This window comes from Methylomonas aurea (assembly GCF_024505045.1).
GTDB classification, from domain to species: Bacteria; Pseudomonadota; Gammaproteobacteria; order Methylococcales; family Methylomonadaceae; genus Methylomonas; species Methylomonas aurea.
Map to the genome: position 1 here is coordinate 95,807 of NZ_JANIBM010000011.1, position 26,470 is coordinate 122,276.

A 26,470-nucleotide genomic window follows, 5' to 3' on the forward strand; every position below is an offset into this window, starting at 1 on the left:
GACCGCAAATTTTTTGGCCATAGCCCGGCCCAGGCCGCGAGTAACGCCAGTGATGACGATAGTCTTGGCTTCAATCATGCGTTTTCCCGAAAGTTTCATTGAGCTGTTTCGGCGTCTACCGGCAGTTCTATACGTAGCGTAGTGCCGCTGCCAACCCGGCTGCGAACTTTAATGTCGCCGCCGTGTTTTTTGACGATGCCGTAGGAAATCGTCAAGCCCAGGCCGGTACCCTTGCCGACCGGTTTGGTGGTGTAAAAGGCATCGAAAATACGGCCCAGCTGCTCCTCGGTCATTCCGCAGCCGGTGTCGCCGATTTCGATCCAAACCCGGCCGTCGCCGCAGCCGGTGGCGACCGTGATCACGCCGTGTTTTTCGATCGCATAGGCGGCGTTGACCAGTAAATTGACGAATACCTGATTTAACTGCCGCGGCAGGCAGTTGACCAGAGGTACGTCGCCATATCGTTTGACGATTTCCGCCTTGTATTTCAATTCGTTGTAAACGATGTTCAATGCGCTATCCAGACCGGCGTGCAAATCGGCCCACTGCCAATCATCCTTATTGTGTTGCGGATGGGAAAATTCTTTCAGGTCTTGAACGATTTTGGTAACCCGGTTGATTCCGTCCAGCGATTCTTCGAGCAACTCCGGCGCATCGTGACGCAGATAATCGAGGTCGATCCGGCGCTTGACGGCGTCGATGCCGGCCATCAGCCAAGCGTCCGCAACGGCCGACTCGGCCTTTTCGTAAGCGCCGGCCAATTCCAATAAGTCGGCGATATAGCGCTTCAGGGTATTCAAGTTGGACTTGACGAATCCGACCGGGTTGTTGATTTCGTGAGCCACCCCGGCTGCGAGCTGGCCGATGGACGACATTTTCTCCGATTGCAGCAACTGGGCCTGGATATCTTGCAGCTTATGGTTGGTCGCCTCGAGTTGCCGATTTTGCATGACCATGAACTGCATGACGTCCTGTGTTTGTTTCACCAATTGCCATTGCCTGACCATGGCATGTACCACTTGGCGCACGACCAAGTCGGAAAACGGTTGCTGCAAAATCAGCAACTGGTCGCTTTCTCCCAGTTTTTCGGCGATCTGCGGCCAATCCAGTTCCGGATCGGCGTTGCAGAGTACGGCGTTCAAGCCGGAATCCACCTCCCACAAACGTTTTATCAGCGCCACTCCGCTTGCCTGCCGCAACGGATGCAGTACAAACACCAAGTTGAAGGGGCTGTTGTTGGACAAGCCTTCGGCGATCAATTGTTCCGCAAGTGCGGGCGTATCGGCACAACGGACCGCATAATTCGGTTGTCCCGGAATTTTGCTGCTATCGGCGACTTCTGTCAGATTGAATAGCCGGTTAAGGCGAATTGCCAGTTCGGTATCGGTAGCGACCACCAATATCGCCGGCCGGTCGGCGTCGATTACCAGGATTTTCGATAAGTTGTCGTCGTCATTCATTTCGTCGCCTAACATCGGCCGATCTTGAGAAATAATCCTTCGTAATCTGCGGCCTTGCCACTGATTACAATGAGCAAAGCATAGCGCAAGCCGCAATGGCGTCCGTCGCGCGGGCGCAACTCGCTAAGTTTTACGGAAAGGTTAGGCCGATCCCTGCTAATGGTCACGATTCCATCCTCGAAATCCGCCGAATTATCAGCCCGGCCAGCATGTACTCGATGTCGGTCGGCGATGTTGGCGTGTTGTTGGCTTTGAATCTGGCTTGGGCGGTGTAAATGTATCGAAAAAAAACGGTTGGTGCGTCCGATGGCCTGAGGGAAGGAGCGCGCGGTCGCTATGTTTAGCCTCGATCGGCGCGAGTCTAATCGATTGATCGGACTTTGCGAGTTTTTTCGCCGGTTTGCCTTGAGCTTGGCGGAAGGTTGGTCGAGCTTGGACAAACGCAACCGGTTAGTACGGATCGATCAGACGCTCACTGATAGAACAAGCCTACCTACAAACCTATCGTAACTAAAGAATTTTCCGAGTTCTTGTCGCGGCGCTACGGTGGAGCCGGCGAGACCGCTTGTTGATCGTTCGCGTCCGGCATTTCGGGGATCGGTGCCGCAATCTCGGTTTCGTTCAGAAAGCGATTGATTTGGGTATCGGTATCGGCCAGGGTTTGTTGTAGCCAGGGCTCGTCGACGATGCGGTCGTTGGTTTTCAATATGCCGGCGGAATAGTCGAATCCGGCCTGGATACCGTCGGCGCTGGCCTTGGCGATGCCCATTTGCAGCCACTGGTTTTTCTGTTCCTCGCCGATCGCGTTACCGGTAACGCTGACTTGGCCCGAGGACTGCAGCATTTTTGCCAGTTGGATGTCGGCATCGGGGTCGGCATTGGCTTTGACTTCTATCGTCAATTGGCCGTTCAAGCCGCTTTGCTCGCCGGCATTGCCGACGTTGCCGCTCAGTTTGGTAATGCCGGTGGAAAAACCGCGGTTGATGGCCTGTTTCAACGCCTTGCGGTAGCGTTTGTTTTCCTCCAGCGTCAGATTCCGGAAAGTTTTGGATTCCTTGGCAAGGTTGGCCAGAGTTTTCACGCTGTCGGCATAGAGCCCGCGCACGGCGATTTCCACCGCCAAATCCCGGGCGGAGTAACCCATCGTGTCCAGTCCGCCCAGCGCGTAAAGGATCTTGGCATCGATCCGGTCGCCGTTTCGCACCGTTTCGCTAGCGACTGCCAGACGTTCGCCGCTAGCGTTGCTGGTGGCGACTTTATCGATGGTAAAACTGGAACTGCCCAGTCCCTGTTCCAGGTCCCGCAGATTGAGCTGCAGGCCGACGCCTTGCAGGTCCAGCGCATTGCCGCCGCCGCGTGCAGTGAAGCGCGGCGCTTGCAAGCTCAGGTTCAAGCTCTGTTCGCCGGCCTCGACATGGCCGGTTAACGGCTCCAGGCGCCAACTTTCGTCGCCGGCCTCGCCGGAGAATTCCGCCGAAGCAATCTCGGAAAACAGCGTGCCGGAGAACGCCGAATGGCCGCTGCCGCTTAATTGCAAACCGGCGCCGCCGTGGCCGGATTCCGGGCGCTGGCGCAAGGTCCAATTGAAGCGCATCACCGAGCCGGGCAGGATCAAGTGGTTGATGTTGTATTGCACGTCGGCGACGACCCAGTATTTGCCGCTGGGGTCGGTATCGCACAAATCGCCGACTTGCAGTTCCAACGTGCCGCTGGCCGACAGCAAACCCGATTGCTGCTGTAAATTGTTCACGCGCAGGCCGCAATCGGTCGCGGTCTTTTGCACCCGCTCCGCCAATTCGCGTTCGGCGTTGCGGCCGAGATAAACGCTGGCGCCCAGCCACACAGCCGCGAACAGGGCGATGCCGCCCGCGACCCGGATCAGAGAGTTTTGTGCCATCTTCGCTACTCCAAACAGTTGGATATGCGTTCCAGTCTAGCAAAACGCAGCGATTCTCGACCTGCGCCGCGGTGCGAGAAAAGTATCCGGCTGTCCGTCGCTAAGCCAATTCGATATCCAGGCGCCGCAGCATGCCTTGGCGTAACGCCGCAGCGGCCTCGGCGTCCAGATAAGCGCCGTCCAGCTTTGCCTCGCTGCCGTCGCGGAAATATAAGCGGTACCGCTGCGGCTTGACCGGGTGCGGACCGAAACAATCACGCCGTTGCGGATTCAGGTAAACCACCAGCGTGGCGCCGAACAAGGCGCAGGCGGCACTGGCCACCGGCAAGGTTTCTTCGCCAGCAAAGGGCGCCGCGCTGCGCTCGCAGTCGGAAAACAACCTGGCCGCCAGTACCGGTTCCGGTTGGAAACGCAGCTCGCCGTCCACAACGCGGAACGGCGCATCGCCGAAAAACAGATAGGTCCAAAGTTGCAGCAGTTCCACCGTCGAACCGGACAAGCGGGCGACGCAGCCGCGGCCGTGCTGGCGCGGATCGACGCTGAAGCCGCTGCTGACCAGAAAGCTGGAATTTTCCAGCGGATTGCGCTTGTACTCCTCGGCATCCCGAAACGCCACCAACAAACGCTCGATGTCGGCATAAAACTCGGCGACCAGACCGGCGCGCAGCATTTCCAACACAAACTTGTAATGCATGTGCAGGAAGATCGAGCCGTTTTCCAGCCAGCCGTAATTGAATACGCCGATCCGGCCCAGATCCAGCGCCTGGTCGCCCAGCGCAGCATTGAGCCGGTACATGCCCAATTTGCGGTCGTACAGCTCGGAATTGCGCGCGGCCAGATACAGGCGTCTGGCCGATTCGCGATCGGCAATCCGTAGTGCGTGAACAAAGCCTTCCAGAAACGGCGGCAGCGCCACCGGAAGGAAACGGGTAATTTCGACGCTGCCGTCCGCCTGCTCGTGGTAGTCGCCGGCACGGAAGGCGTAATAAGTGGTGATGCCGGCGTCGGATTCGGCTTTGGCTACCGCGGCGGCCAGATAAGCCGAGGCTTTGCCGAAGAAGCCGCGCAGCCGGTCCGGACTCAGCGCTGTTTCGGCGCCGGTGAAGCCGATGAACACGTCTCGGCGGTAGGCTTCCTTCAAGGCGCCGCTTTGGTGCCAGAACGCGTGCGGCGTCAGCTCGGGCATGTCGAGTAAGCGGTCCAGCCCGGCGACGAAAGCGGCCAGCTCGGCCGGAAGCGCTATCTCGGCGGCGTTTATCGCGGCGAATAACGGCAAGCTAAAATCGACCAGCCGTTTCAGTTCGATGGTTTCGTTGACCGCCGAGCCGAGAATGCCGGGCAAGCCGTTCAACGCGTCGCACCAACCGGGCCGGTCGGCTTCCATCTCGATGCCGATCCCGGCCGGGTCCAGCGTCGCCAGCTTGTTTGCCACCAAGGTGACGATTTTGCCCAACAAGGTGGTGTGGACGATGGCGCCACGGCCTTGCTCGGCGCGCACCTGGTAACGCCGGCCGCTACGCGACTCGATCAAGGATTTTTTCTCGGCGCTGAATTGCACGGCGCCGTATTGGCGCAGGCCGTCGCCGGTAAGCCGGTATTTTTGCGCGCGCGGGGCGACGTAATGGGTCGGATCGAAAAAGGTGTAATCGGCTTCCAGCAACAGCGCAGGCAGCCGGTCGGGGAAGATCGCCCGGTAGTTGACCAGCAGGTCGACCAGATACGTCCAATGGTCGGACCAATAACCGCGGTCGAATTCGGCGTCCGCCACTTCCCGCGCTGCGGCGAGAATGGCGCCGATCATTTCGTCAGCCGCGTCATGGCCGGCCAACAGCTGCCAGAGTTCGGCGTATTTGAATTCGGTTTCGAGTAAAGCCTCCAGTCCCGGAATTTCGGCAAAATATGCCGCGAAATCCTGGGGCGCAGCGACGGCGAAACGCCAGTTGCGCAACGCGCAGGGGTTATAGCCGTCCGGCTGGATCAGATTGAAAAAGTAACGGATGTTTTGCCCGCCCAATCCCGGCTCGAAAAACAGATCGACGCGGCGGTTCTGCAATACGTCGCGAAAGTCGCCGTTGCCTTCCGAATAGGGCGTGTCCTGCAACAGGAAGTCGTTATAGTCGCGTTCCAGATCGCCGTGTTTGCGGCCGAACAAATACAACAGCTTGCTGCCCGGAACCGCCGTCGGAAAGCCGCCGCGCAAACCGTTATCCAGATAGCATTGGCGGACGTGGCCATCGAACAAGGGCAGGGCGGTGGCGGTAAAGGCTTTGCGGCCGATTCGGTCGATCAACGCCCGGTTAGCTTCGCGTTTGGCGGCGAAATACTCGTCTCGATAGGCGGCCTGCGCCACGAAACGCTGATATTCCGCCACCGATTCGGCGTGGCCGTAGACCGCATAAAACACCTGGCTTGTTCCGGGCGGAAGTTCCAGCGTCAAGGTTTGAAATGCCGCCGGCGTCTGGTTGGCGGCGACCTGGTTTTCTAAATCCAGCGGCGCATCGCTAAAGAAGCGTTCCGCGCTGGAAAAATCGCCGGCCAGCCCGAATACGCGTTCCGGATCGACGATCACCGGGTTACGCCGGCCGGCGCTGCAGCCGAAAAAGAAATTACCGCCGTCGACCGGTTCCACTTGCGGTGAATCGGTCGGCCAGACTTTCAGCCGGTAAAACGGTAGAGCGTCGTCGACGCCTTCTACGCGCATGAAGGCTTCCGAGGTGCGGCTCATGAATTTCAAGATCCATTGGTTCATCGCGTACGGCAAGACTTGCGGCAAGCCGTCGACGATTTCGATGCGCAGGGTTCGGCTGGAAATATTGCCGATTTCCACCCGACGCACCAGGCCGGCGACGTTGGCCTCCGGCAGTGTGAACATATCGGCGCGGACGCTGAAACCGAGGCCGGGATTGATCTCTTCGACCCCGACTTCGTGCGGCGTCACGCTTAACCGCTGTACCACGTCCGCTCCGGCGCCGCGTTGGAACGGTTCGTAATGGCGGCTGGTTTGGCCGTCGGAAACTTTCAGAAAGGTGCGGAAGCCGCGGGACGGCGTCAGTTGGTAAGCCTTGTCGGCCGGAAAGAACTCCAGAAAGGCGCCGTCTTTGTTGCGGACGCCGAAACTGGCGATGGCCTGGCCGCGGTTGACGTAAAACGCCCACGCCGGTCGGCCGGATACGCCGGCGATGCCGGGCAGAAAACTGGCAAATGCAGCGCAGTCGTTGTATTGCTCGACGACAAAGCGTTCGTCGTCGGCGAAGTAGTAGCGGGGCTGAGCCATGGTCTCTCCAAAATGGGCGGCAAACGGGCCGGTTGCGGCGGGTTAGGGTTGCAGCCGGACGATGCGGCCCTCGACCTGCTGAGTTATCGTGCGCTGCGGCAAGTTGGCGATTGCCGCTTCCACGGTTTGGCGGAAGCCGATTGCCGTGCCGTCGTCTAGCCGGCGCGGACTGGTTTTGCCTTCGCCTTTGCCGAATATCGCATAGTCGTCGCTGGAACCGTGTTCCCAAATGAAATCGGTGCTGGCGACGCTATAGGTTTTCTGCAAATCCAGCGCTTGGTCTTGTTTGGCGCCGCGCGGCCTGATCCGCACGTCGCCGGCGTCTACCCGATACTTGAAGCCGCCGTCGGCTTGGGGCTCCGCGCGGTAGCCGAAGCGGATGCCGGAGACTTGCAGAAAACGGCCGTCGCCCAAATGGGTTTTCGACACCGAATTATTCAACACCTCCAGCAGTTGCTGGCCGGTCAATTCGAAGCTGACCAACTTGTTGTCGTAGTAAAACAAGCCTTCCATGTCGTACAGCGTGACCGGTCCGGGCGGGATGTTGTCGTTGATGCGGATGCCGCCGCCGTTGGTGAAGGCGATGTCGGTGCGCATGCGTTCCCGCATCGTGTCGGCCAGGAAGTTGCCGAGTGCGGTTTCCCGGCCGCGCACTGCCGGTTCCACCCCTTCCAGCAGATGTTCGGTATAACCCAACACCTGCTTCAGGTCTTTGCCTTGTTGCTGAAATACGCCGGCCAGCCGTTGCAACTGGCGGTCGACTTCGGCCGCGACCAATGGGTCTTTGGCGATGCTTTGGTCCAGATCGACTTTGCGGTGGCTGCTGCTGAACTTGCCGTCGGCGAGGTAAATGTCGTGGACGATGGCGCTTTTATTGTCGGCGTCGGCCTTGGTGATCCAGGTGTTGCCGATCTGTTGTTCGATAAAAAAGTGCTCGTGGCCGCCGACGATCAGGTTCACTTCTGGATATTCCCGCGCCAGCCATTGGTCCTGGTCGAAATCCTGGTGGGTGAGGGCGACGATAGCCGTTGCCCCCTGGCTTTGCAAGCGGTCCAAGGCGTTGCGGATGGCGGTACGCCTGGCCGGCAGATCGTAGGCGAATTCGACATAAGCTTGTTTGCGGCTGTCAAGGGTGATGCCGAAGAAGCCGACCTTGATGCCGGCGATGTCTTTGACGCAAACGTCGTGCACCTGAGGCACCCTTTGGTTGAAGGGTTCTGCGGCCGCGCTGTCGCTGAATTTGAAGCGGGTGTTGGACGAAATCCAGCTAAAGTCCGATTGCACGATCCGCCGCAGCAACAGCCCGGCGTCCGGCGTATCGAATTCGTGATTGCCGAACACCGCCATCATGTCGTGATCGAACGCGGCCGGCGCGCCGTCCAGCAAGTTCATGACCTGGACCATCGCATCGGCCTGCAGGTATTTGCTCATCACCGACGGAAACAAAAAATCGCCGCCGTGTAACAGCAGCACCGGAGTGGTATCGGCCTGCAACTGACGGCGCAGGGTACGCAAACGGGCAAAACCGCCGACGTTACCGTTCTCCAGACCTTCGATTTTGTAGGAGTCGTTGACTTGCAGAATCCGGAAATGCGCGCTTGGCGCCGGCTCCGCTCCGGCAGGCGTATCGGAGGTGGATACCGCGCTGCAAGCCGCAAGCGAGGCGACGACGGTTGCGAGTAGCAGCGATTTTGTCGGCCACATAAAGGTATCCTCCGCGGAGCAGGTTAATGTTGCCGATCAAGATAGCAGCGAATCGGAATTAACCCAAAAACTGATGGGTTTGTTGGGAGGTTAAGCCCGCCATTTGCTGGAGAGCTAACCTGCCGATTTTCGTGGCTTAAGTGGCAGGTATTGCTATTGCCCAAGGCAAACCGACCGAGCCTGCGCTCTGTTGGCTAAGCGCGCTGAAACGAGATCGATGCTACTCTTGCGGCGAATCAATTTGAATGTTTGATAGTGGAGGCTGAAATTTATGGGGACTGCATGCTTATGATAAATGGAAAAAATCTTGGCGAAGGATGCTCAACACTCGCCGCTAGATTGAAGAGTCGACTCGAAAGGCCCTTTGTCATTGTCATTTTGCTGCTTGCGTCGCAAGCGCCGAGCACGACGTTGGCAGCAGGTCCGTCAACTTCAAGTTCCGATGCCAAACCGCCTACAGGGTTGGATACATCAGTTCCCGATTCGGTCTCGCAATACCCAAACCCGCCGGCTGCCTCGGTTAGCTCGGTGGAAAATGCCGACTGGCCGAAAAACCGCTATGCGAAATGTCGCGCTCAACCCAGCATGGTGTGTCTATTCGAACAGGTGGCCGAAAATCTTCCTTATGATTCACCTGATGGGCTTGCTCACCGCAATGGGTTTAGTCTTACGGCACTGGCATTAGGGGTTCCTGAGTGGGCACGGAAAACACATTTATTAGATACCAATAGCAACTATAACCGTTATTCCTGGCTTGCCGAACCGACCAGTCTTTTGGCACGGGCGCAATGGGCGTTGGGATTAAATTCAGAGGCTCAACGTTCGGCAACGCAGGCCTTCGACATTGCGTTTACCAAGCGAAAAGGCACCTCCAGAGCAACTTATCTGACAGACATGGAATCCGTCTTGCCGTTGTTTTTAGTCGGCGATAGCCCGGTGAGCGCCGATAAGGCGATGAGTTATTTCAATTTTGCCAAGACCGAACAAGTGCCAAATGCGTTTAGAATTCTGGAAAACGCCGCTATCGCACAGGCAAGACACGGTAACATTCAAGAGGCAGCGCAGTTGGCGGAAATTTTATCTGCGGAGGCGAACGCCGGCACCGTTTCTCTTTCCGGTCTGCGCGTGTTCAAAGACAAACAGCCCGGTCTTTATACCTCCGTTATGCTAGCCCTGGCCGAAGGCCGGCTCGACCGTGGCGACACTGCCGCTGCCCGTGAAGCATTGGGCGAATTGGAACAAAGCGAGCCCTATTTTCTAAAGGAAACTCAACTCGCCGCGCGTGCAGGTGTGTTGTATGCCAGATTGGGTGAAACTGACAAGGCCGTTGGCGCCGTGAGAAACATAACCCGACCAATTTTTCAAAGCGGGATGGACGGCGTTGCGGTTGCGCTATGTAAAGCCAACCGATATGACGCAGGACAAGCTTTAGCCGAGAAAATAGTCGAACTTGAAAAAGCGATGGGATTCAAGATCATTTCGTCCATAACTAAAGCCAAACTGGCAAAGATAGCGTTTTTCTGCGGAAATCCGGAAAAAGCCAAAACCGATTTTGTCGATGCATTGACCATAGCCAATGACTTTCATTGCTCTACAGACAGTTGCACTAAAGAGTACCGATACATAAAGAATATGAAGCTCGATGTTCTGGCTACCGGCTGGCTGGAGCCGATTTGGCAACGCGGTCGCTTCGAAGATCCGCTTATCAGCTTAAAAATTGCCGTGCAACGCGCCGAACAGGGTGATGCACTGGCCGCACTGGCTCGCCTGGACGAGTTAGCAGCGATATACCCAGGAAACCACGGCGATGGTTTTCCTCATTTGTTTGCATTAGCCAAAGCGCAAGTATTGGCCGTACTCGGCCGCAACAGCGAGATGGAAACCGAACTCGCCACAGCGCGGAGCATCGCGGTCAACTACGACCATCACCGGAGGCGTGCGCGTGGTTTGCTGGAGATAGCGGAAACACTGCTTAAACTAAAACAAACCGATAAGGCACAGGTATATGCCAAGGAAGCGGCTAACGAGCTGGCGAAGAATATGTCGACAGGCCAAGGCCAATTCGTATATAGCACGCCGGGCGATGAAGGTATCGTCAAATTACTCGCCCAAACCGGAGCTGACACCGATGCGTTGCACACGGCGTGGTCATTTCTGGAACCTGATCGCCATGGTCAATTGGTGGATCAGAAGCAACCTCGCCAGAAGGTCTTAACCGAAATTGCCTTGGCGCAATTTAAACAAGAGCCGAATACGCAGCTTCTCGAGGCGATTTCTAAAATCGAGTCGCTTAGTGATCGTATGAACAGTTGGCGGCAGGCGCTGACTATCGCCGCGAGCCTAGAAAACGACGAAGGACAAGATTTTGTCAAATCAGCCCTGAGAGGCGAGTTGCAGAATTTACCAGAGTCGCTGAAGGCCAGCATGAAGCCCTCGGACCGCCGGCAAGCGATACATTCGAGCGCCACGCTTTTGCAAGCGCATACGCTGGTAATTGACGAAGCCCAGAAATTATCAGTGATACAAGAGCTTGCCGAATCGGCTCGCGCGATGACCGAAAACCAATATGGCGCCAAAGCCTTATGCGAATTGGCTTACACCGCTCATGCCATTCGACAGCCAGCGTTAGCAAGTGCTTGGTTTGAAGAAGCAAAAACTCGCGCGGACAAAAAATACTATTCATATAACTTTCCCATTGAAGAATCGCCGCTAGGAGCCTGCGCTTATTGGGCGAAGACTGCGGGAAATACAGAGCTGGCAAACACGCTCGCGGCGGAACTGCAGAAGCTAATGCCCGAAAAGCTGGACAATATTGCTTCTCAAATTCACACCTTGCTGAACGTTGCGATCGCCTACGCCGAATACGAAAAAGGCGAGATTTTCTGGGCGGAATATGGCCGATAAATTCGTTTGGTGTTGCAGCGTGTATTCAGCAACTGCGGTCCGAACTTCGGCTTTGGACAGCGCTTGATCGCATCGATTTTTCGATTATCAGCAGGGAAGTTTGGGCAGACAGCGTGTTTCGCTTTTTCAAACCAGCTAATCATCGTTTCGGCCAATACCCCGAATAGTCAATGTTTTTGTAGTTAGGCTGGCTATGTTCGAATAGCAGAAAGGCTTTTTTATCGGTCGTTTGATAACAAGTTGATTGCCTTAGCCGGTTGAAGGAGTCCGTACCCCGTTTCATAGTCGTAGCCCGGCGTGCTCATGTCCAAGGCACTACGCCGCAATAGATCGTATAGTTGAATCGGCTTTAAAACTTGGCCGTTTCGCGCCTCGGCTTGCAATAGCAAAGCCGCCACGGCAGCTGCATGGGGTGCGGCGGCCGAGGTGCCGGTGAAATTGGGCTTACCGTCTTTTTCCAGGTCCGGCCGGGTTTTGGAAAAGAAGCTGGTATTGACGTTGGTGGGCGCGACGGCATCGACATGTCTGCGGACGATGGGCTCGGCTAAACGCTGGCCTTGGTTGTCGAACAAAACCGGCAGGCCACCGGGAGAAGAATAGTAACTCGGCGCTGGCGGCTTTTTGCCATGGCCGGCTTCTATGGCGCCGACACTGAACACGCTTGCCGCATTGGCGTGACCGAATGCGGAAGTGACGGTTTTCGGTGCGTTGCGGTACTCGTCGATGCTGGGGTGTTCGCTGGGTAGCGAGCTGCCGCTCAGGATGTATTTCAGCAAGCCGGGCGCGGGACCGGCCACTTTCAAAATGCTCAAGCCGACGGTTTTTCGATGGCGGTTGCCTTTGTTGTCGAAACCGACAACTTCGACAGGGTCGCCGCCCAGATTATCGGTCGAGCCGCCGATGACCCAGGTTCGCGCGACTCGCTTGCAGGCCGGGTCGTCGTAAACCACCACATCCAGGTCGCTGGCCGAGCCGTTGCCGCCGCCAATCGACTTGGCCGGCTGGTCCCATTGCAAACTTAAAATGGTAAACGCGTCGGCGCCAACGGTGATGGTTTGGCAAGTATCGGTTTCACGTGGGTTGGGATTGAAGTCGTGGGCGACGCCGTGTTTCTCGCCCAAGGGATAAGTGCCGCTATCGGAAAACACCGACTGATAGCTGTTTAGGCCGGCGTTACCCGCCGACGAGAATACAGCGATGCCGCGCTCGGCTACTAAGCGGTCGATGGCTTGCGATGCCGGACCGTCCTGAAACATCGGTTCGCTAAAATAGATCGCATCGTCGACAATGATCTGCGCGCCGTGATCAGCTACCCGATTCAAGGCTTGCGTCAAATCCGCCGGATTGTCGCCCATGGCATGAAACAGCAAACTGGCGCCGGGCGCCAGATCGTGTATCACTTCCAGCATTGCCCTGCCTTCGTCTAGCGTCTTTTCGCCTTGGCAATCGGCTTCTTTCAATACCGTCACGGTTGCTGGCAATTCGCCATTGGCCTGGCCAATTTCGGCGCCGCCCAGGCAATTAAAGCTGTCGCTGATGACGGCGACGGTGATGCCCGCGCCGTTCAAGTCGTAAATGTTTCTCGCCAGATCGGCACCAATCAGAGTGTCGCCTTGAGTGACTGCCTTAGTCGTCGTAGCTGCCTGTACATCATTGATCAAATGGCCTGGTAGCCCGAGTAACATTGCGGCCGTAAACCCGCAACCAATCCCTGCTTTAACTTGTGTTATCGACATCTCCCAATTCGCTACTGTTCAGCCAGCTACCGATACTAACATGCTGCTAGTGGCATCATCGATTATGGCGTAACGTTTCAAATGTAATGAAATCGGAGATGTTGTTGATTCACGAAGGAATCTTTTCGCTAAGGCGCGGGGAAGCGCAAAAGCCAACACCATCCTGATGACCGGGAGCGCAACGTTCTACCAACCGGCCGTCTTGAAACGGGTCTTACTTTTCCGTTTGCCCATGCCGCCAGGCCTCGACGGCGAATTCGGCGAGTTCTCCGGCCAATTCGGCGATAAAGCGTAGTGCCGAGTAGGCAATTGCGGCTATCATCAGTGCAAGGATTAATTTCATCTCGTCCTCCGGTATGCCGAACCGGTAACTTGGCCCGGCAGCGCTAGGAGGATTGGGCGCGAGTGCGAAAAGTTCCAAGGCCGATTTTCGGCGCTAGCGGCTTGGCCCACGCGCGATTGCCGGACAGAAACCCTTATCTTTCGGAGGCAGCGATGCAGCTCGTCAAAACACTGAGTGCGGCCGTGATGCTGGCTGCAGCCGCACCGCTGTCGGCCGAACCGGTCAAATGCGTGGTGGCAGGCAAAACGCTGTATACCGACGACGCCAAAAAATGCGCCAAAGGCGAAGTCAAACCGATCAACGGCGCCTTGGTGATTACCGAACTGCCGGCCGCCAAGTCCGCCGGTAAATCCGCGCCGATTTCGGCGCCGGCTAGCTCCGATTCGTTGCTGGACTCGTTGTTGCAGCGGCTGGGGATTACGCAACAGGAAGTCGCAGCCGGTTGGAAAACCGTCGACGAGGCGCGCCAACGCGGCGAGTGGCAGGCGCCGGAGATGCCGGAAGATGCGCGTTAACCGGAGGCGAATGCATCGGTTATCAGCTAGCCGCTATTTACTTGGCGGCTCTGCGGGGAAGCCTGTGCCGAATCGTATCCGCTGTATCGGCTTGGTCATGGCGCTGGCCGGACAGGCTTTAGCCGGGGAATACCATTTGACGATTGCCGAGAAGCGAGTCGATCTCATCGGCCAGCCGCAGACCGCGATTCTGGCGGACGACGGTCTGCCGGGGCCGACTTTGCACTGGCGCGAAGGCGAACAGGTGGTGTTGCATGTCGAAAACCGGCTATCGGAACCGACTTCGATCCATTGGCACGGCCTCGAGTTGCCGTATCGGATGGACGGCGTGCCGGGTATCAGTTTCGAGGGTATCGCGCCCGGTAGCCGCTTTACTTACCAATTCCCGGTCAAGCAGAGCGGCACCTATTGGTACCACGGCCATTCCGGCATGCAGGAGCAGCAGGGCTTGTTCGGGGCATTGATCATCGATCCGGCGCAGCCGCAGCCGCCTACCGATCGCGATTACGTGGTGATACTGTCGGACTGGCCGCAGGCAGACCCTTACCGCACGCTGGCTCGGCTGAAAAAGCAGAGCGATTACTACAATTTTCAGAAGCGTACGCTTGCCGATTTCTTTGCCGACATCGAACGGCTCGGGTTTGGAGAAACCGTCAACAACCGGTTGGCCTGGGGAGCAATGCGGATGGACCCGACCGATCTGGCCGACGTCAACGGTTCGACTTACCGTTTCCTGATTAACGGCCGCACCCCGCAAATGCAACCGCATTTTTTATTCAACCCCGGTGAAAGAGTGCGGCTGCGTTTCATTAATGCCTCGGCGATGACCTATTTCGATGTGCGTATTCCGGGTTTGGCGATGCAGGTCGTAGCCGCCGACGGCCAAAACCTGCAGCCTTTGAACGTTAACGCCTTCCGGATTGCGGTTGCCGAAACCTACGACGTCGTGGTGCAACCCAACGCCGAACAAGCCTACAGTATCTTCGCCGAGGCGATGGACCGCAGCGGTTACGCTCACGCCAGCCTGTCGCCGCGGGCGGATTGGTTGGCGCCGGTTCCGCCGCCGACGCCGCGGACCTTATTGACGCTGGCGGATATGGGCGGCGCCCATGCCGGGCACGCAGTGCAGGGCGATAATTATCTCGAACATGCCGAACATGCCGAACATGCCGAACATGCCGAACACGCCGAACACGCCGAACACGCCGAACACGCCGAACACGACGGCCATGCGCCGCAGGCTAACGAGAGTCCCGAGGCAGGCCGGGCAACAGAACATACCGCCGATGCCGGCCACCATCACGCCGCCATGTCGCCGGAAATTCCGTCGTACCAGACACTCGATTACCGCAATTTGCGCGCTCGAACCGCCACGCCGCTTGCCAAACCGGATCGGGAAGTCGAGCTGCGGCTGACCGGCGACATGCGGCGCTACATCTGGTCGTTTAACGACGTCAAATACGCCGATGCCGAACCGATTCGGGTCAAATTAGGCGAAGTGGTCCGCTTCCGTTACGTCAATCAGACCATGATGAACCATCCGATCCATATCCACGGCTTGTGGCAATACTTGGATATCGGCGCCGGCGCATACAATCCGAAAAAGCACGTTATCAACGTCAGGCCGGGGACCATCGCGGTGGTCGACGTGCCGGCAGACGCGGTAGGCGAATGGGCGTTTCATTGCCATTTGCTGTACCACATGGATACCGGCATGTTTCGTAAATTGATCGTCGAGCCGAATCATGATTGATCGGCGCAGAGCGATAGCCACAATCATCGGCCTGCTGTGGCTGAACTGCCGAGCCGATGACGGCCACATGCTGTTCAACCGCTTCCTGGCCGAACGCCTGGAATACGAAAGTAACGGCGGACTGCATCTGGCGAAATGGGATATACAGAACTGGTTCGGCAACGACGACCACAAGCTCTGGTTGAAATCGGAAGGCGACTATTCGGCCGATCAGGACATTTTCGGCCGGGCCGATTTACAGGTGCTGTACAGCCGCAACGTCGATAGTTTCTGGGATTTTCAAATCGGCGCCCGTCGCGCGTTCGAGCCGGAGCGCACTTTCGACGCGGTGATCGGGTTTCAGGGCTTGGCGCCGTATTTTTTTGAAGTGGACAGCGCGCTGTTCGTCACCGAGAAGGGGAACGTACTGGGTCGATTGACTGTCAGTTATGAGCTGTTGCTGAGCCAGCGCCTGATCCTGCAGCCGCGCATCGGTTTGAATGTGGCGGCGGAAGATTTGCAATCGCGCGGTGTCAAAGCCGGGGTGACCGAATTCGAGGCCGGTTTGCGGCTGCGTTACGAAATCGAACGCGAATTTGCGCCTTATCTCGGGGTCGATTACGTCGAAGAGCAGTCGCTGCGAGAACATCAGCACAGCGTCAGAGCCGTTGCCGGTTTCCGGTTCTGGTATTAGCAAGGTGCTGCTAAGGGGCTGAACCAGTGCTTGCATTTGATTGTCTGATCGGATTAGGACGATAACCCACAACGGGGAAGTGGCTAATCAATACTTTCAGGAGAGCCACCATGACAAATTCGAACTTCGTCGCCATCGCTATTTTTTTAATCACTACCGCTTTCGCCACCACGGCGTTTAGCGAAATCAAACCAGTCCCAAGTCCGGTGTCCGCAGCGTATTCGCCGGATAACACGCTGCAAACTTTCAGCAAAACCGTTCACGGCGGCGTGCAGCACGTGGTCGCCAAGTCTGGCGCGGACGCCAAGGTGATCAGTGCCATCCAAGCCCATCTGCGGCAGTTGGCGGGTGCTTTCGCCAGCGGCGATTTCTCGGCGAGCGAGCGAATGCACGGCGCCGCCATGCCGGGCTTGGCAACGCTGAAAAGCGCGAAACCGGACGAGGTTCGCTACGAATACCGGGCTTTACCGAACGGCGCCCAGATCCATTACAGCAGCGAATACCCGCAATTGGTGCAGGCATTGCACGAGTGGTTCGATGCCCAAACCCAAGCCCACGGCGCCACGGAGGTACCGGGACATCAACAGCACCACTCTACGCCGGCACAGTAATTCTGCTGTGTCCGATAGTCTCCAGGCACGCCGGCTCGGTGTGCCTGGCTAAAGCGCCCCGCCGGCACCTGTCGTTATATGTCTGCCGCCGGAGCTCTGGAGCCGGCCGATCGTCTGATTTTGGCGATCGAAAGCAGCCGCTCGGCCATAACCAGAAAACCGACAGTTAAGCCCCGTTAGACATTGCTTTGAAACTGCTAGAGAATTTGAGCAGCACTCGAAAAATCTGTGATCGTAGCGACAGAAAAAAAGGCAAAGATTTGTCATGCGGCCGTATTAGGTCCAAATTACTAGCGTAACAAATGTAGGTTTATTGGAATTGCCACCGATTCCTGTTGCCGCTCATTAAGCTGCGGTAATTTCGGAGTCGTATCTTATTCACGCTGCCTCAGACTTAGTTTTAACTTAGAAACTAACGTACGCTTGCACGGCCTTGGAGTTTACGAAATTGGAACAGTTCACACACACGCAAAAGTTCGTGCGCCTCAAACTCGGAATATCGATTGCTATTCTAATCGGGCCAATCGGCGTTCATGGTGCGGAGTCGATACCGGAAGCCGGCTCCATTCTGAGAAATATCAGACCAGAGCCCGTTCTGCCGCAAAGTTCCAACGTGCCGTTCGAAATTACCGAACAGCCGGCGCCGGTCGGCGATAGCGACATCCGGATTTTGGTAAAAAGCTGGAAAATTACCGGTGCTTCGTTAATCCCCGAAGCCGAATTGCAAGAATTTTTAAAGACTTACATTGGCAAGGCGCTGAGTCTGACAGACTTGCGCGTTATCACTCGCGATATCGCCACTTACTATCAGAAGCGCGGTTTTTTTGCCCGGGCGGTTCTGCCGGCGCAACAGATCCAAGACGGTATCGTCGAGATTTTGATCCGCGAAGCCAAATTGGGCAAAGTCGAGGTTGACGACCCGGCGGAAACCTATCGCAATGATTTGGCCAAAGAGACCATGCTGGCCGCCCAACCAGCAGGCGAGGCGCTACGCTTGACGGATTTGCAACGCGGCATTTTGTTGCTGAATGATCTGAGCGGCGGTACGGTTTCTTCGACGTTAAAAGCCGGTTCCGCCGTTGGCGAGTCCGATCTACGATTGAAGATAGATCCATCCAATCTGATCAGCGGAAGCCTGGATTACAGCAATACCGGCGTACGGTCGGTCGGGATGAACCAATTCGGCGGAACTTTGAACTTAAACAATCCGTTCCGGTTGGGCGATGCGGCATCCCTCCGTATACAGGGTGGAAGCGGTAATGTTTATGGTCGCGTCGCTTATTCAATTCCGGTTGGCTACAACGGACTGAGAGTCGGAGTTGCTGCGTCGGGTCTGGACTATATGTTGGGAGAACCATTCAAATCCCTAGAAGCCGAAGGCTCCGCCTGGACCGGCGGCACGTTCGCTACCTATCCGATTATACGCAGCGTCGATGCCAATCTTTACGTAGCAGCCGGATTCGACGACCGCAATTACTACAATACCAGCTTGGGCAGCAAGGTTAGCGATAAGGAAATTCAAAGCGGGTATCTAGGCATTAGCGGCGACTACCTTGATAGTTGGCTGGGGGGCGGCGTGTCGTTACTCGGCGTAACGATGGTCGCAGGTAATCTGGATTTGTCGGGCAGCCCCAGCGATCAGTCGTTCAACCGAAATACCGCGCAAGCTGGCGGCGCTTACCAAAAGTTTTCGCTGAACTTCTCGCGGTTGCAAAGCCTGACCGATACGTTACGTTTTTATGCCGGTTTCAATGGCCAGTTAGCGACAAAAAATCTCGACTCGTCGGAAAAATTCAGTCTGGGCGGGCCTTTCGGCGTTAGAGCCTACCCGGTCAACGAAGCCCTGGGCGACGAAGGGTATCTGATGAATTTCGAATTGCGCTATGAAGTCTACGAACATGTCGAATTGGTCGGTTTTATCGATCACGGCGGCATCACGTTACATAACGATCCGTGGCCGGATGCCAACTCCGGCGTACCCAGCCATTACACCTTAAGCGGCGGTGGTATTGGCATCAACTGGGTAGTGCCAGGAAATTTTGTCATCCGCGGCAGTATGGCTCAACGCATCGGAGTAAACCCCGCACGATCCGTCGACGGGACCGATTCGGATGGTACCAACAAGACGCCGCACTTCTGGGTCAGTCTCAGCAAATCGTTTTAAATGGCGTTGAAAACGCTCTGCATTTTCTCAAACCAATTCAAGTAAACCATTGAAAACAGAACTATTGTTTTACAAGCGTATCGTCAGATTGGACCCTAGCGTTCACGATAAGCTAAGAATATCTCCCGCCGATGACTTTAGCTTTGCCGGCAACAGCAATTCGGTACCGGTTATTCTGCAAGAGTTTGCGGAATCGGCGAAAGAGTATCCGATCGCCTTTGCCAAAGCGGCTGACGGCCAGTTCGTTCCGGTTGCGGTGCTGGGACTGGCCGACGGCGAGAATCTGTTTGTCGACGAGTCCGGGCTGTGGGATGCGCGTTACGTTCCGGCATTTGTGCGCCGTTATCCGTTCGTTCCGGCGGAGTCGAACGAAGACAAACAATTGATCGTCTGTTTCGACGACAGTTGCCCGCGCTTCAACCCGCTCAGCGGAGAACCATTGCTTATCGCTGGGCAGCCTTCAGCCTATCTGGGCCAAATTATCGGATTTTTACGCGAATACCATGCCTCATCCATCACTACCGCCAATTTTGCGGAAACGCTAAACCGACTCGGACTCTTGGTCGAGCGCAGGGCCGATGCGGTTTCACCGGCGGGTGAGCGCTATTCGCTAGCAGGACTCTGGGTCGTCGACGAGGCTGAATTGCAAAAACTCGATATGGAGAAGGTGGATCGATTGTTCCGATCGGGAGAGCTTGCCTACATCTATTTACATCTAGCGTCGCTGAGCAACTTTACCCGCCTGTTGCATCGCAAAGCTGCGAGAACCGCCGAAAGTCGACATTGATCGCCAAATTGAGGATCAGACTATGACCAAATATCCAAACCACCATGTTCCAGTACACCTCAATCCTCGTCCTTTGGTGCTTGCCATTCAATTAGCGTTGGCCGGCGGCTGGCAACACGCCGTCGCTGAACCGGCACCCAACGAACTGCCGACAGGCGGCCAAGTCGTGTCCGGCCAGGCGAGTATCCAGCAGAATGCGGCGCGAATGGATGTGATTCAAAGCAGCCAGAAAGCGATTATTAATTGGCAAACTTTTAACATCGGCGCCAGCGCGCATGTCGATTTCCAACAACCGAATGCCAGTGCAATTGCTCTGAACCGCGTGACTTCGGGCAATGCGTCGGAAATTGCCGGGAAGTTGACCGCGAACGGCCAAGTCTATTTGGTCAATCCCAACGGTGTGATATTCGGCAAAACCGCGCAAGTCGATGTCGGTGGGATGGCCGCTTCGACGATGAATATCCGGGATGAGGATTTCAATAACGGCAATTACCATTTCAAACGCGATGGCAGTACGGCGCAAATTGTCAATGAGGGTAATATCAAAGCTGGGGACGGCGGCTATGTCGCGCTGCTGGCAACGAACGTTAAGAACGAAGGGATTGTGCAAGCCCGGCTTGGCACTGTCGCTGTGGCAGGCGGAGACGGTGTCAAACTGGAGCTCGACGAGGGTAAATTGGTCAATATTCAGGTCGACCCGGCCACAGTGGACTCCCTGATTGAAAACAAGCAATTGATTCGCGCCGACGGCGGCCGCGTGATCATGACCGCTACGGCTGCCGATCAATTGCACAGCGCCGTAATCAACAATAGCGGGGTCGTAGAAGCCAAAGCGATTGTCAATCGTGGCGGCACGATAGAACTAATCGGTGACGAAGTCGCGAACAGCGGCACTTTGGACGTTGCGGCCGCCGACGGCAGTAACGGCGGCAAGGTGGTGGAGCGCGGCAAATTGGTAGTCGATACCGGTTCGATTCGCGCCGACGGCGATACTGGCGGAACCGTCGAGCTTCATGGCGACCGGATCCTGCAAACCGGAACTATCAGTGCCGAAGGAAAAAATGGTAACGGCGGCTCCATTACTCTCGCCGCAGAAAGCCGGGTGTTACAGACCGCATCCGCCCAATTGAACGCCAACGGTAGCCAGGACGGCGGTGAAATTTCGGTCACTGCCGGCGCCGATGGTGGAGTGTTCAGCTCGGCAACCATGAATGCCAACGGTGCCAACGGCCGCGGCGGCAATATCACCGTGACTGGCGGTACCGATGTCAAATTGGCGGCAGCCAAGCTCAATGCCAACGGTGCTCTCGGCGGCGGCAAAATAGCGGTCGGGGGCGGCTTTCAAGGCAAGGACTCTTCTATCCGCAATGCGGCATTGACTCGAATCAACCCTTATACCAAGCTGCAAGCCGACGCCACGGTTAATGGCGACGGTGGCCAAGTGGTGATCTGGTCCGAACAGCACACCGATTTTTACGGGGAAATCTCGGCCAAGGGCGGATCGGCCGGCGGCGATGGCGGCACCGTCGAAACTTCATCGCACGACACGTTGATCTTCGGCGGCACGGTAACTACCTTAGCACCGGCCGGCAACAACGGAACCTTGTTGCTCGATCCGCACAACATTACCATCGACAGCAGCGGCAAATACCCGCAATTCGATTTCGAAGATCCCAACCCAACCAACAACAGCGGCGTCATGACGGGCTACGGCACGACGACGTCGGTTTTGTGGAACACTAACGTCGCAGTGACCGATCCCTACGACGACTTTGGCGGCCAGGATGCCGGAGCGGTTTATTTGTTCAATGGCTGGACTGGTGGATTGATCTCGACCTTGACCGGTAGCCACGCCAACGACCGTTTCGGCAGCGGCGGCATTACCCAGCTATACAGCCAAAACACCAATACTGCCGTCAATACCGCGGTCAATTTTGTCGGCAATTTCCTGATCTCCAGTCCGCATTGGGACGGCGGCAAAGGCGCAGTCACCTGGGCAGCCGGCAATGGCAGCGTGTCCGGCGTTATATCCTCTAGTAACAGCCTGGTCGGCAGTTCGGCGGGCGATGCGGTGGGCAGCGGCAGTATCGTTTTGGTCGACAACTATTACGGTGCTACCGGCCACACTTGGAGCAACGATAACGGCTATTTGAAATATCTGGTCTTGAATCCGCAATGGAATGCCAATACCGGCGCGGTGACGATGGGTAGCGCGTTGAGCGGTATTTCCGGGGTCATTTCTTCAGCCAACAGCCTGGTTGGCGGAACTGCCGGTGATCGCATAGGTAGTGCCGGTATTACCCAATTCGTCACCGAGTTCCACGATTACAACAGCAGCGGAGCGCTGATTACGGCGACCGAGTACTACCGGAATTATTTCGCGATCGCCAGCCCGCATTGGCAGAACGGCGCCAACGTCGATGCCGGCGCGGTGACTTGGGGCAGCGGATCGGCCGCGTTGACCGGCACCGTCGGTTCTTCGAACAGCTTGGTCGGCAGTAACGCCAACGATCAAGTCGGCAGCTGCGATATCAAAGTGCTTTATTACTCCAACAGTACCAACTACAACAGCAATCCGCCCGGTTTCGGCCACGTCAATACCTACCGTACCGATGTCGCCTACGTCGTCGCCAGCCCCCATTGGGACGGCGACAAGGGTGCGGTGACTTGGCTCAACGGCGCGACCGGCTATGCGTCCGGCGGAGCGACAGCCGGTTTCGCAGTTTCCTCCGCCAATAGCTTGGTTGGGGCAACTGCAGGCGATTTGGTAGGCAGCGGCGGCATTCAGGTTCTCAGCCACTACACCAGCCGCAGCGCTGATACCGGCTATACCTCGACTCACCCTTATTACTTGGTGCTAAGCCCTCATTTCAACAACGGCGGCAATGCCGATGCCGGCGCAATCACTTGGGGAGACGGCCGCACCATCACCCATGGCACCACCAGCACCACAAACTTTATCGGCCAACCTCTCAATAATATCCCGACCGAAACCAGCACCAACAACGGCGGTATTTCCGGTGTCATCGGCAGCGGCAACAGTTTGGTCGGCGATCAAGCCGGCGATCAAGTCGGTAGCGGTGGCGTTACCTTTCTTAACCAAGACCCTGGCTACGTCGTACTAAGTCCGCTCTGGCATTCAAGTGCCGGGGCGGTGACGTTCTGGGATGCTACGGCCGCCAAAACCGGAACCCTGGGGTCGGCCAACAGTCTGGTAGGCGCGACCGCCAATGATCATATTGGCGGCGGCGGAATACTGTTGAAGAGCGGCTACTATCTGGTGTTGAGTCCTGACTGGGACAATGGCGGCGCCATCGATGCCGGCGCGGTAACTTGGGGCAGCAAAACCAGCGGCGTCAGTGGCGTGGTCGGCGCCGGAAACAGCCTCGTTGGCAGTACCAGCAACGACGGTGTCGGCGGTGACGTTAACAATATCGTCGATGTCGGTGCTGCCGATTATGTGGTGCTGACGCCGACCTGGGATAACGGTGCCAATGTCGATGCCGGCGCCGCCAGCTGGGGCAGTTTCGGCAGCGGCGTCAGCGGTGCGATCAGCAGCAGCAACAGCTTGATCGGGAGCAATACCAACGATCGGGTCGGTAGTGGCGGTATCGTGGCAACCTACAACGGTGTAGAAACTGCTAACAACTGGTCCTATACCTACTATTACGGCGTGATCAGCCCACATTGGAACAACGATCGCGGAGCGGTCACATTTGGTGCCGAAGCCACCGGTATTCAAGGCACCGTCGGTGCGGGAAACAGTTTGGTCGGCGATACTGCAGGCGACCAGGTTGGCAGTGGCGGCGTCAAAACCGGACAATACACCGAATTAACTTACAACGGTTCTACTTGGTCGGGCACCCGAACCGCCTATTATCTGGTGGATAGCCCGAACTGGAGCAACGGCGGCACCGCAAACGTCGGAGCCATCACCAAAACGGCAGCCGCTAGCGGGATTACCGGCAGCATCAGCTCCGCCAATAGCTTGGTGGGCGGAACCGCAAACGACCAAATCGGCAGCGGCGGAATTACCATGCTGCCGTACGATTGGACCACCGGGCCCGCGAATGCCAACGGTCAGAAACAATACCATCTCGATTACTACGCCATCGCCAGTCCGAACTGGGATAACGCGGCAACCGCGGATGCCGGCGCCGTTACCTGGGGTAGCGTAACCACCACAGCCGGCGCCGCCTCTCCGCTTACCGGCAATGCCAGCGCTGCCAACAGTTTGGTCGGTACTCATGCCAACGACCGGGTCGGTAGCGGCGGCGTGGTTGCACTTCCTGCCGAGTACAACAATACGACCCGGGTCGGCTATGTCGTGATCAGTCCGGATTGGGGCGATGGTACGAGCACGCAGCTCGGCGCAGTAACTTGGGGCAGCCGCCTGACCGGCGCATTAGGCGCAGTCACTGGCAGCAACAGCTTGATCGGCGCCACATCCGGCGACCGGATCGGCAGCGGCGGCGTAACCGTTCTGACCAACGGTTACGATCCGACTAGCGGACAATACGTATACAACTATTTGGTGTTGAGTCCGCATTGGCATAACGGCGTGAATGCCGACGCCGGCGCGGTCACCTGGGTCGCCGAAAAAACCGGCTACGCATACGGTGAAGGTGCGCGAGGTGCGGTAGTCGGCTCATCCAATAGCGTGGTGGGCAGTACGGCCGGCGATCAGGTCGGCAGCGACGGCATCACCGATCTTTACGTTTCCTACTTGATTGGCAGCCGGCACTGGCACAACGGTAGTGCGGCGAACGCCGGGGCAATCACTTGGGGACGTGCGGCAACCGGTGTGGCCGGGGTGGTATCGGCCAGCAACAGCTTGGTAGGCACTTACGACAACCAAGATGTCGGCTTGAACCAAGTCATTTTGACTCAGAATTACAATACCTACTACTACGACTACATGGTTATCGACGCCGATTGGAAAAATGGCGCATTAACCAATGCCGGTGCCATAACCTACGGCGACGCGTTCTACGGAATCTTCGGCGAAATATCGGAAGCTAATAGCATCGTCGGCAGGACAGCCAACAGCGGTATGAGCTTTAACACTGGCGGCCCGTGGGCGGAATGGTACCAGTACGCCGGCACCAACTACTTCAGCCTGTTACCGGGTTTTGCCTATGATCATGGCGATACCTTTGTCGTCAGTTTTGCCAATGAAAATACGGGCCGGGTAACCTCTGGCTTGGCCGACCCGAGCCGAGTCACCTACAGCATGGCGCAGGATCAAAACGTTACGATCGCGCCTGGCGTACTCACTAACTTGTTGGGTTGGGGTGTCAACGTGACCTTGCAGGCCAACAACGACATCACGGTTAACAGCGCGCTGAACGTTACCGGCCTAAACAGCGCCTTGGCGACATTGACGCTGGATGCCGGCCGCAGCATTTACATCAATTCGGATATCGCGACCGGAGATGGCAGTTTGGTACTGCACGCCAACGACCAAAGCGCCAACGGCGTGGTGGATAGCCAACGCGATGCCGGAAATGCCGTCATCGAAGTCGCCAACGGTGTCACGATTAACGCCGGCGCCGGATCTGTGACGATGGAACTGCGCGACGGCGCGGGCAACACCGAAGACGACAGCGGCAACATCACGCTAGCCGGACAAATTCTGGCCGATACCATCAGCATCGTCCATCGCGGTACCGGCGGCACCAGCGGCAGCAAAAATATCGTATTGAACAGCGGTGCCGCATTAACGGCCAGCGGAACCGGGGACGCATTAGTATTGGCGGCGGCCAGTGGCGGCGAACTGGTTAACAATGTCGGCTCCGGCGTACTTTCCGCTGCCAACGGCCGCTGGCTGGTTTACCTGTACAGCCCGTCGGGCTCAACCGAAGGCGGCCTGACCGGCGCTGCGGGTTCGGCGCTGCCGCGTTTGTATAACAGAACCTACGATGGCAACGCTCCGGGTACCATCGTCGCCGGCAACCACCTGATTTACGCTTACCAGCCCAGCTTGAGCGTCGATGTCGGCAATATCAGCAAGACCTACGGCGATGCCGACCCCAGCGCGAGCAGCGCCTTATCCGGTTATGTCAGTGACGATGGAGTTACCGACAACGCCACGATTGCCGGTTTGAGCGGTTCACCCAGCTTCAGCATCGTCGGCGGCACCGCCGGTACCGGTCGAGCGGTCGGAGATTACACGGTCAATGGTGCGGTTGGTACTGCGGCTATCAGCGGTGGTGCCGGGTATTCGACGACGATAGGCACCGGCGGAGCCAGCGGCACTTTGACCGTCAACAAGAAGACCTTGACGGTCACGGCCGCCGCCGACAGCAAAACCTACAACGGCGCCGGCTACAGCGGCGGAAACGGTGTCAACATTTCCGGATTCGTCAACAGCGAGAACGCCGGTGTTCTGGGCGGTACTCTGAGTTATAGCGGCACCTCGCAAGGCGCAATCAACGCCGGTAGCTACATCATTACGCCGAATGGATATACCTCGAGCAATTACGACTTCAGCTACGCCAATGGCACGTTAACCATCAATCCCTACGTGATCAGTCTGACCGGCACTCGTGGCTACGATGGCGGCACCAATATCGCTGCCGGCATTCTCTCGCTAGGCACTTTGGTGGGTAGCGAGACCTTGGTTTTGAGCGGCACCGGAACCTGTGCA

Annotated in this window: 15 protein-coding genes; 9 read left to right on the forward strand and 6 right to left on the reverse strand. The window is 57.0% G+C overall.

Annotated features, from left to right (window positions below; all coding sequences use genetic code 11):
* Nucleotides 1–95 precede the first annotated feature (95 nt).
* Nucleotides 96–1,475, reverse strand: a complete 1,380-nt coding sequence (locus NP603_RS11445) for an ATP-binding protein (protein ID WP_256611016.1) — start codon at nt 1,473–1,475, stop codon at nt 96–98.
* An 80-nt stretch (nt 1,476–1,555) separates the two neighbouring features.
* On the opposite strand from NP603_RS11445, the gene NP603_RS11450 reads away from it, so the two are divergent.
* On the forward strand, nt 1,556–1,735 hold the full coding sequence (locus NP603_RS11450; RefSeq protein WP_256611017.1) for a hypothetical protein: 180 nt from the start codon (nt 1,556–1,558) through the stop codon (nt 1,733–1,735).
* Between the two features lie 266 nt (nt 1,736–2,001).
* On the opposite strand, the gene NP603_RS11455 is transcribed toward NP603_RS11450, so the two are convergent.
* The 3 genes from NP603_RS11455 to NP603_RS11465 form a co-directional block, all read right to left on the reverse strand.
* Nucleotides 2,002–3,357, reverse strand: coding sequence for a DUF945 family protein (locus tag NP603_RS11455; RefSeq protein ID WP_256611018.1), 1,356 nt, complete (start codon nt 3,355–3,357; stop codon nt 2,002–2,004).
* Between the two features lie 100 nt (nt 3,358–3,457).
* Nucleotides 3,458–6,631, reverse strand: a complete 3,174-nt coding sequence (locus NP603_RS11460) for a hypothetical protein (protein ID WP_256611019.1) — start codon at nt 6,629–6,631, stop codon at nt 3,458–3,460.
* A gap of 42 nt (nt 6,632–6,673) precedes the next feature.
* Nucleotides 6,674–8,335 (reverse strand): bifunctional metallophosphatase/5'-nucleotidase, encoded by a 1,662-nt coding sequence (locus NP603_RS11465; RefSeq protein ID WP_256611020.1) that lies wholly within the window; start codon nt 8,333–8,335, stop codon nt 6,674–6,676.
* A gap of 282 nt (nt 8,336–8,617) precedes the next feature.
* Here NP603_RS11465 and NP603_RS11470 point away from each other — a divergent pair, with 282 nt between their 5' ends.
* Entirely contained in the window at nt 8,618–11,239 is a 2,622-nt protein-coding gene (locus NP603_RS11470) for a hypothetical protein (RefSeq protein ID WP_256611021.1), read from the forward strand.
* Nucleotides 11,240–11,457: 218 nt separating this feature from the next.
* Here NP603_RS11470 and NP603_RS11475 read toward each other — a convergent pair whose 3' ends face one another.
* On the reverse strand, nt 11,458–12,924 hold the full coding sequence (locus tag NP603_RS11475; RefSeq protein ID WP_256611022.1) for a S8 family peptidase: 1,467 nt from the start codon (nt 12,922–12,924) through the stop codon (nt 11,458–11,460).
* Nucleotides 12,925–13,189: 265 nt separating this feature from the next.
* A complete protein-coding gene (locus tag NP603_RS11480; RefSeq protein WP_256611023.1) occupies nt 13,190–13,318 on the reverse strand; it encodes a hypothetical protein in 129 nt (42 codons plus the stop codon).
* A 152-nt stretch (nt 13,319–13,470) separates the two neighbouring features.
* Here NP603_RS11480 and NP603_RS11485 point away from each other — a divergent pair, with 152 nt between their 5' ends.
* The 7 genes from NP603_RS11485 to NP603_RS11515 all read left to right on the forward strand — a co-directional run.
* The gene (locus NP603_RS11485) at nt 13,471–13,833 is read left to right on the forward strand and encodes a hypothetical protein (protein ID WP_256611024.1); all 363 of its coding nucleotides are present in this window, start codon (nt 13,471–13,473) and stop codon (nt 13,831–13,833) included.
* Nucleotides 13,834–13,897: 64 nt separating this feature from the next.
* Nucleotides 13,898–15,586, forward strand: coding sequence for a copper resistance system multicopper oxidase (locus tag NP603_RS11490; RefSeq protein WP_256611025.1), 1,689 nt, complete (start codon nt 13,898–13,900; stop codon nt 15,584–15,586).
* Nucleotides 15,579–16,259 carry a copper resistance protein B gene (locus tag NP603_RS11495; RefSeq protein WP_256611026.1) on the forward strand — a complete coding sequence of 227 codons (681 nt, stop codon included), beginning with the start codon at nt 15,579–15,581 and terminating at the stop codon, nt 16,257–16,259. Before NP603_RS11490 ends, NP603_RS11495 begins: the two co-directional genes overlap by 8 nt.
* A 110-nt stretch (nt 16,260–16,369) precedes the next feature.
* Nucleotides 16,370–16,870: an aspartate carbamoyltransferase gene (locus NP603_RS11500; protein ID WP_256611027.1), complete on the forward strand. Its 501-nt coding sequence runs from the start codon at nt 16,370–16,372 to the stop codon at nt 16,868–16,870.
* A gap of 613 nt (nt 16,871–17,483) precedes the next feature.
* Nucleotides 17,484–19,034: a ShlB/FhaC/HecB family hemolysin secretion/activation protein gene (locus tag NP603_RS11505; RefSeq protein WP_256611028.1), complete on the forward strand. Its 1,551-nt coding sequence runs from the start codon at nt 17,484–17,486 to the stop codon at nt 19,032–19,034.
* Between the two features lie 49 nt (nt 19,035–19,083).
* Nucleotides 19,084–19,821, forward strand: coding sequence for a SapC family protein (locus NP603_RS11510; RefSeq protein ID WP_256611029.1), 738 nt, complete (start codon nt 19,084–19,086; stop codon nt 19,819–19,821).
* A gap of 22 nt (nt 19,822–19,843) precedes the next feature.
* On the forward strand, nt 19,844–26,470 hold a 6,627-nt coding region (locus tag NP603_RS11515; protein ID WP_256611030.1), incomplete at its 3' end, for a two-partner secretion domain-containing protein.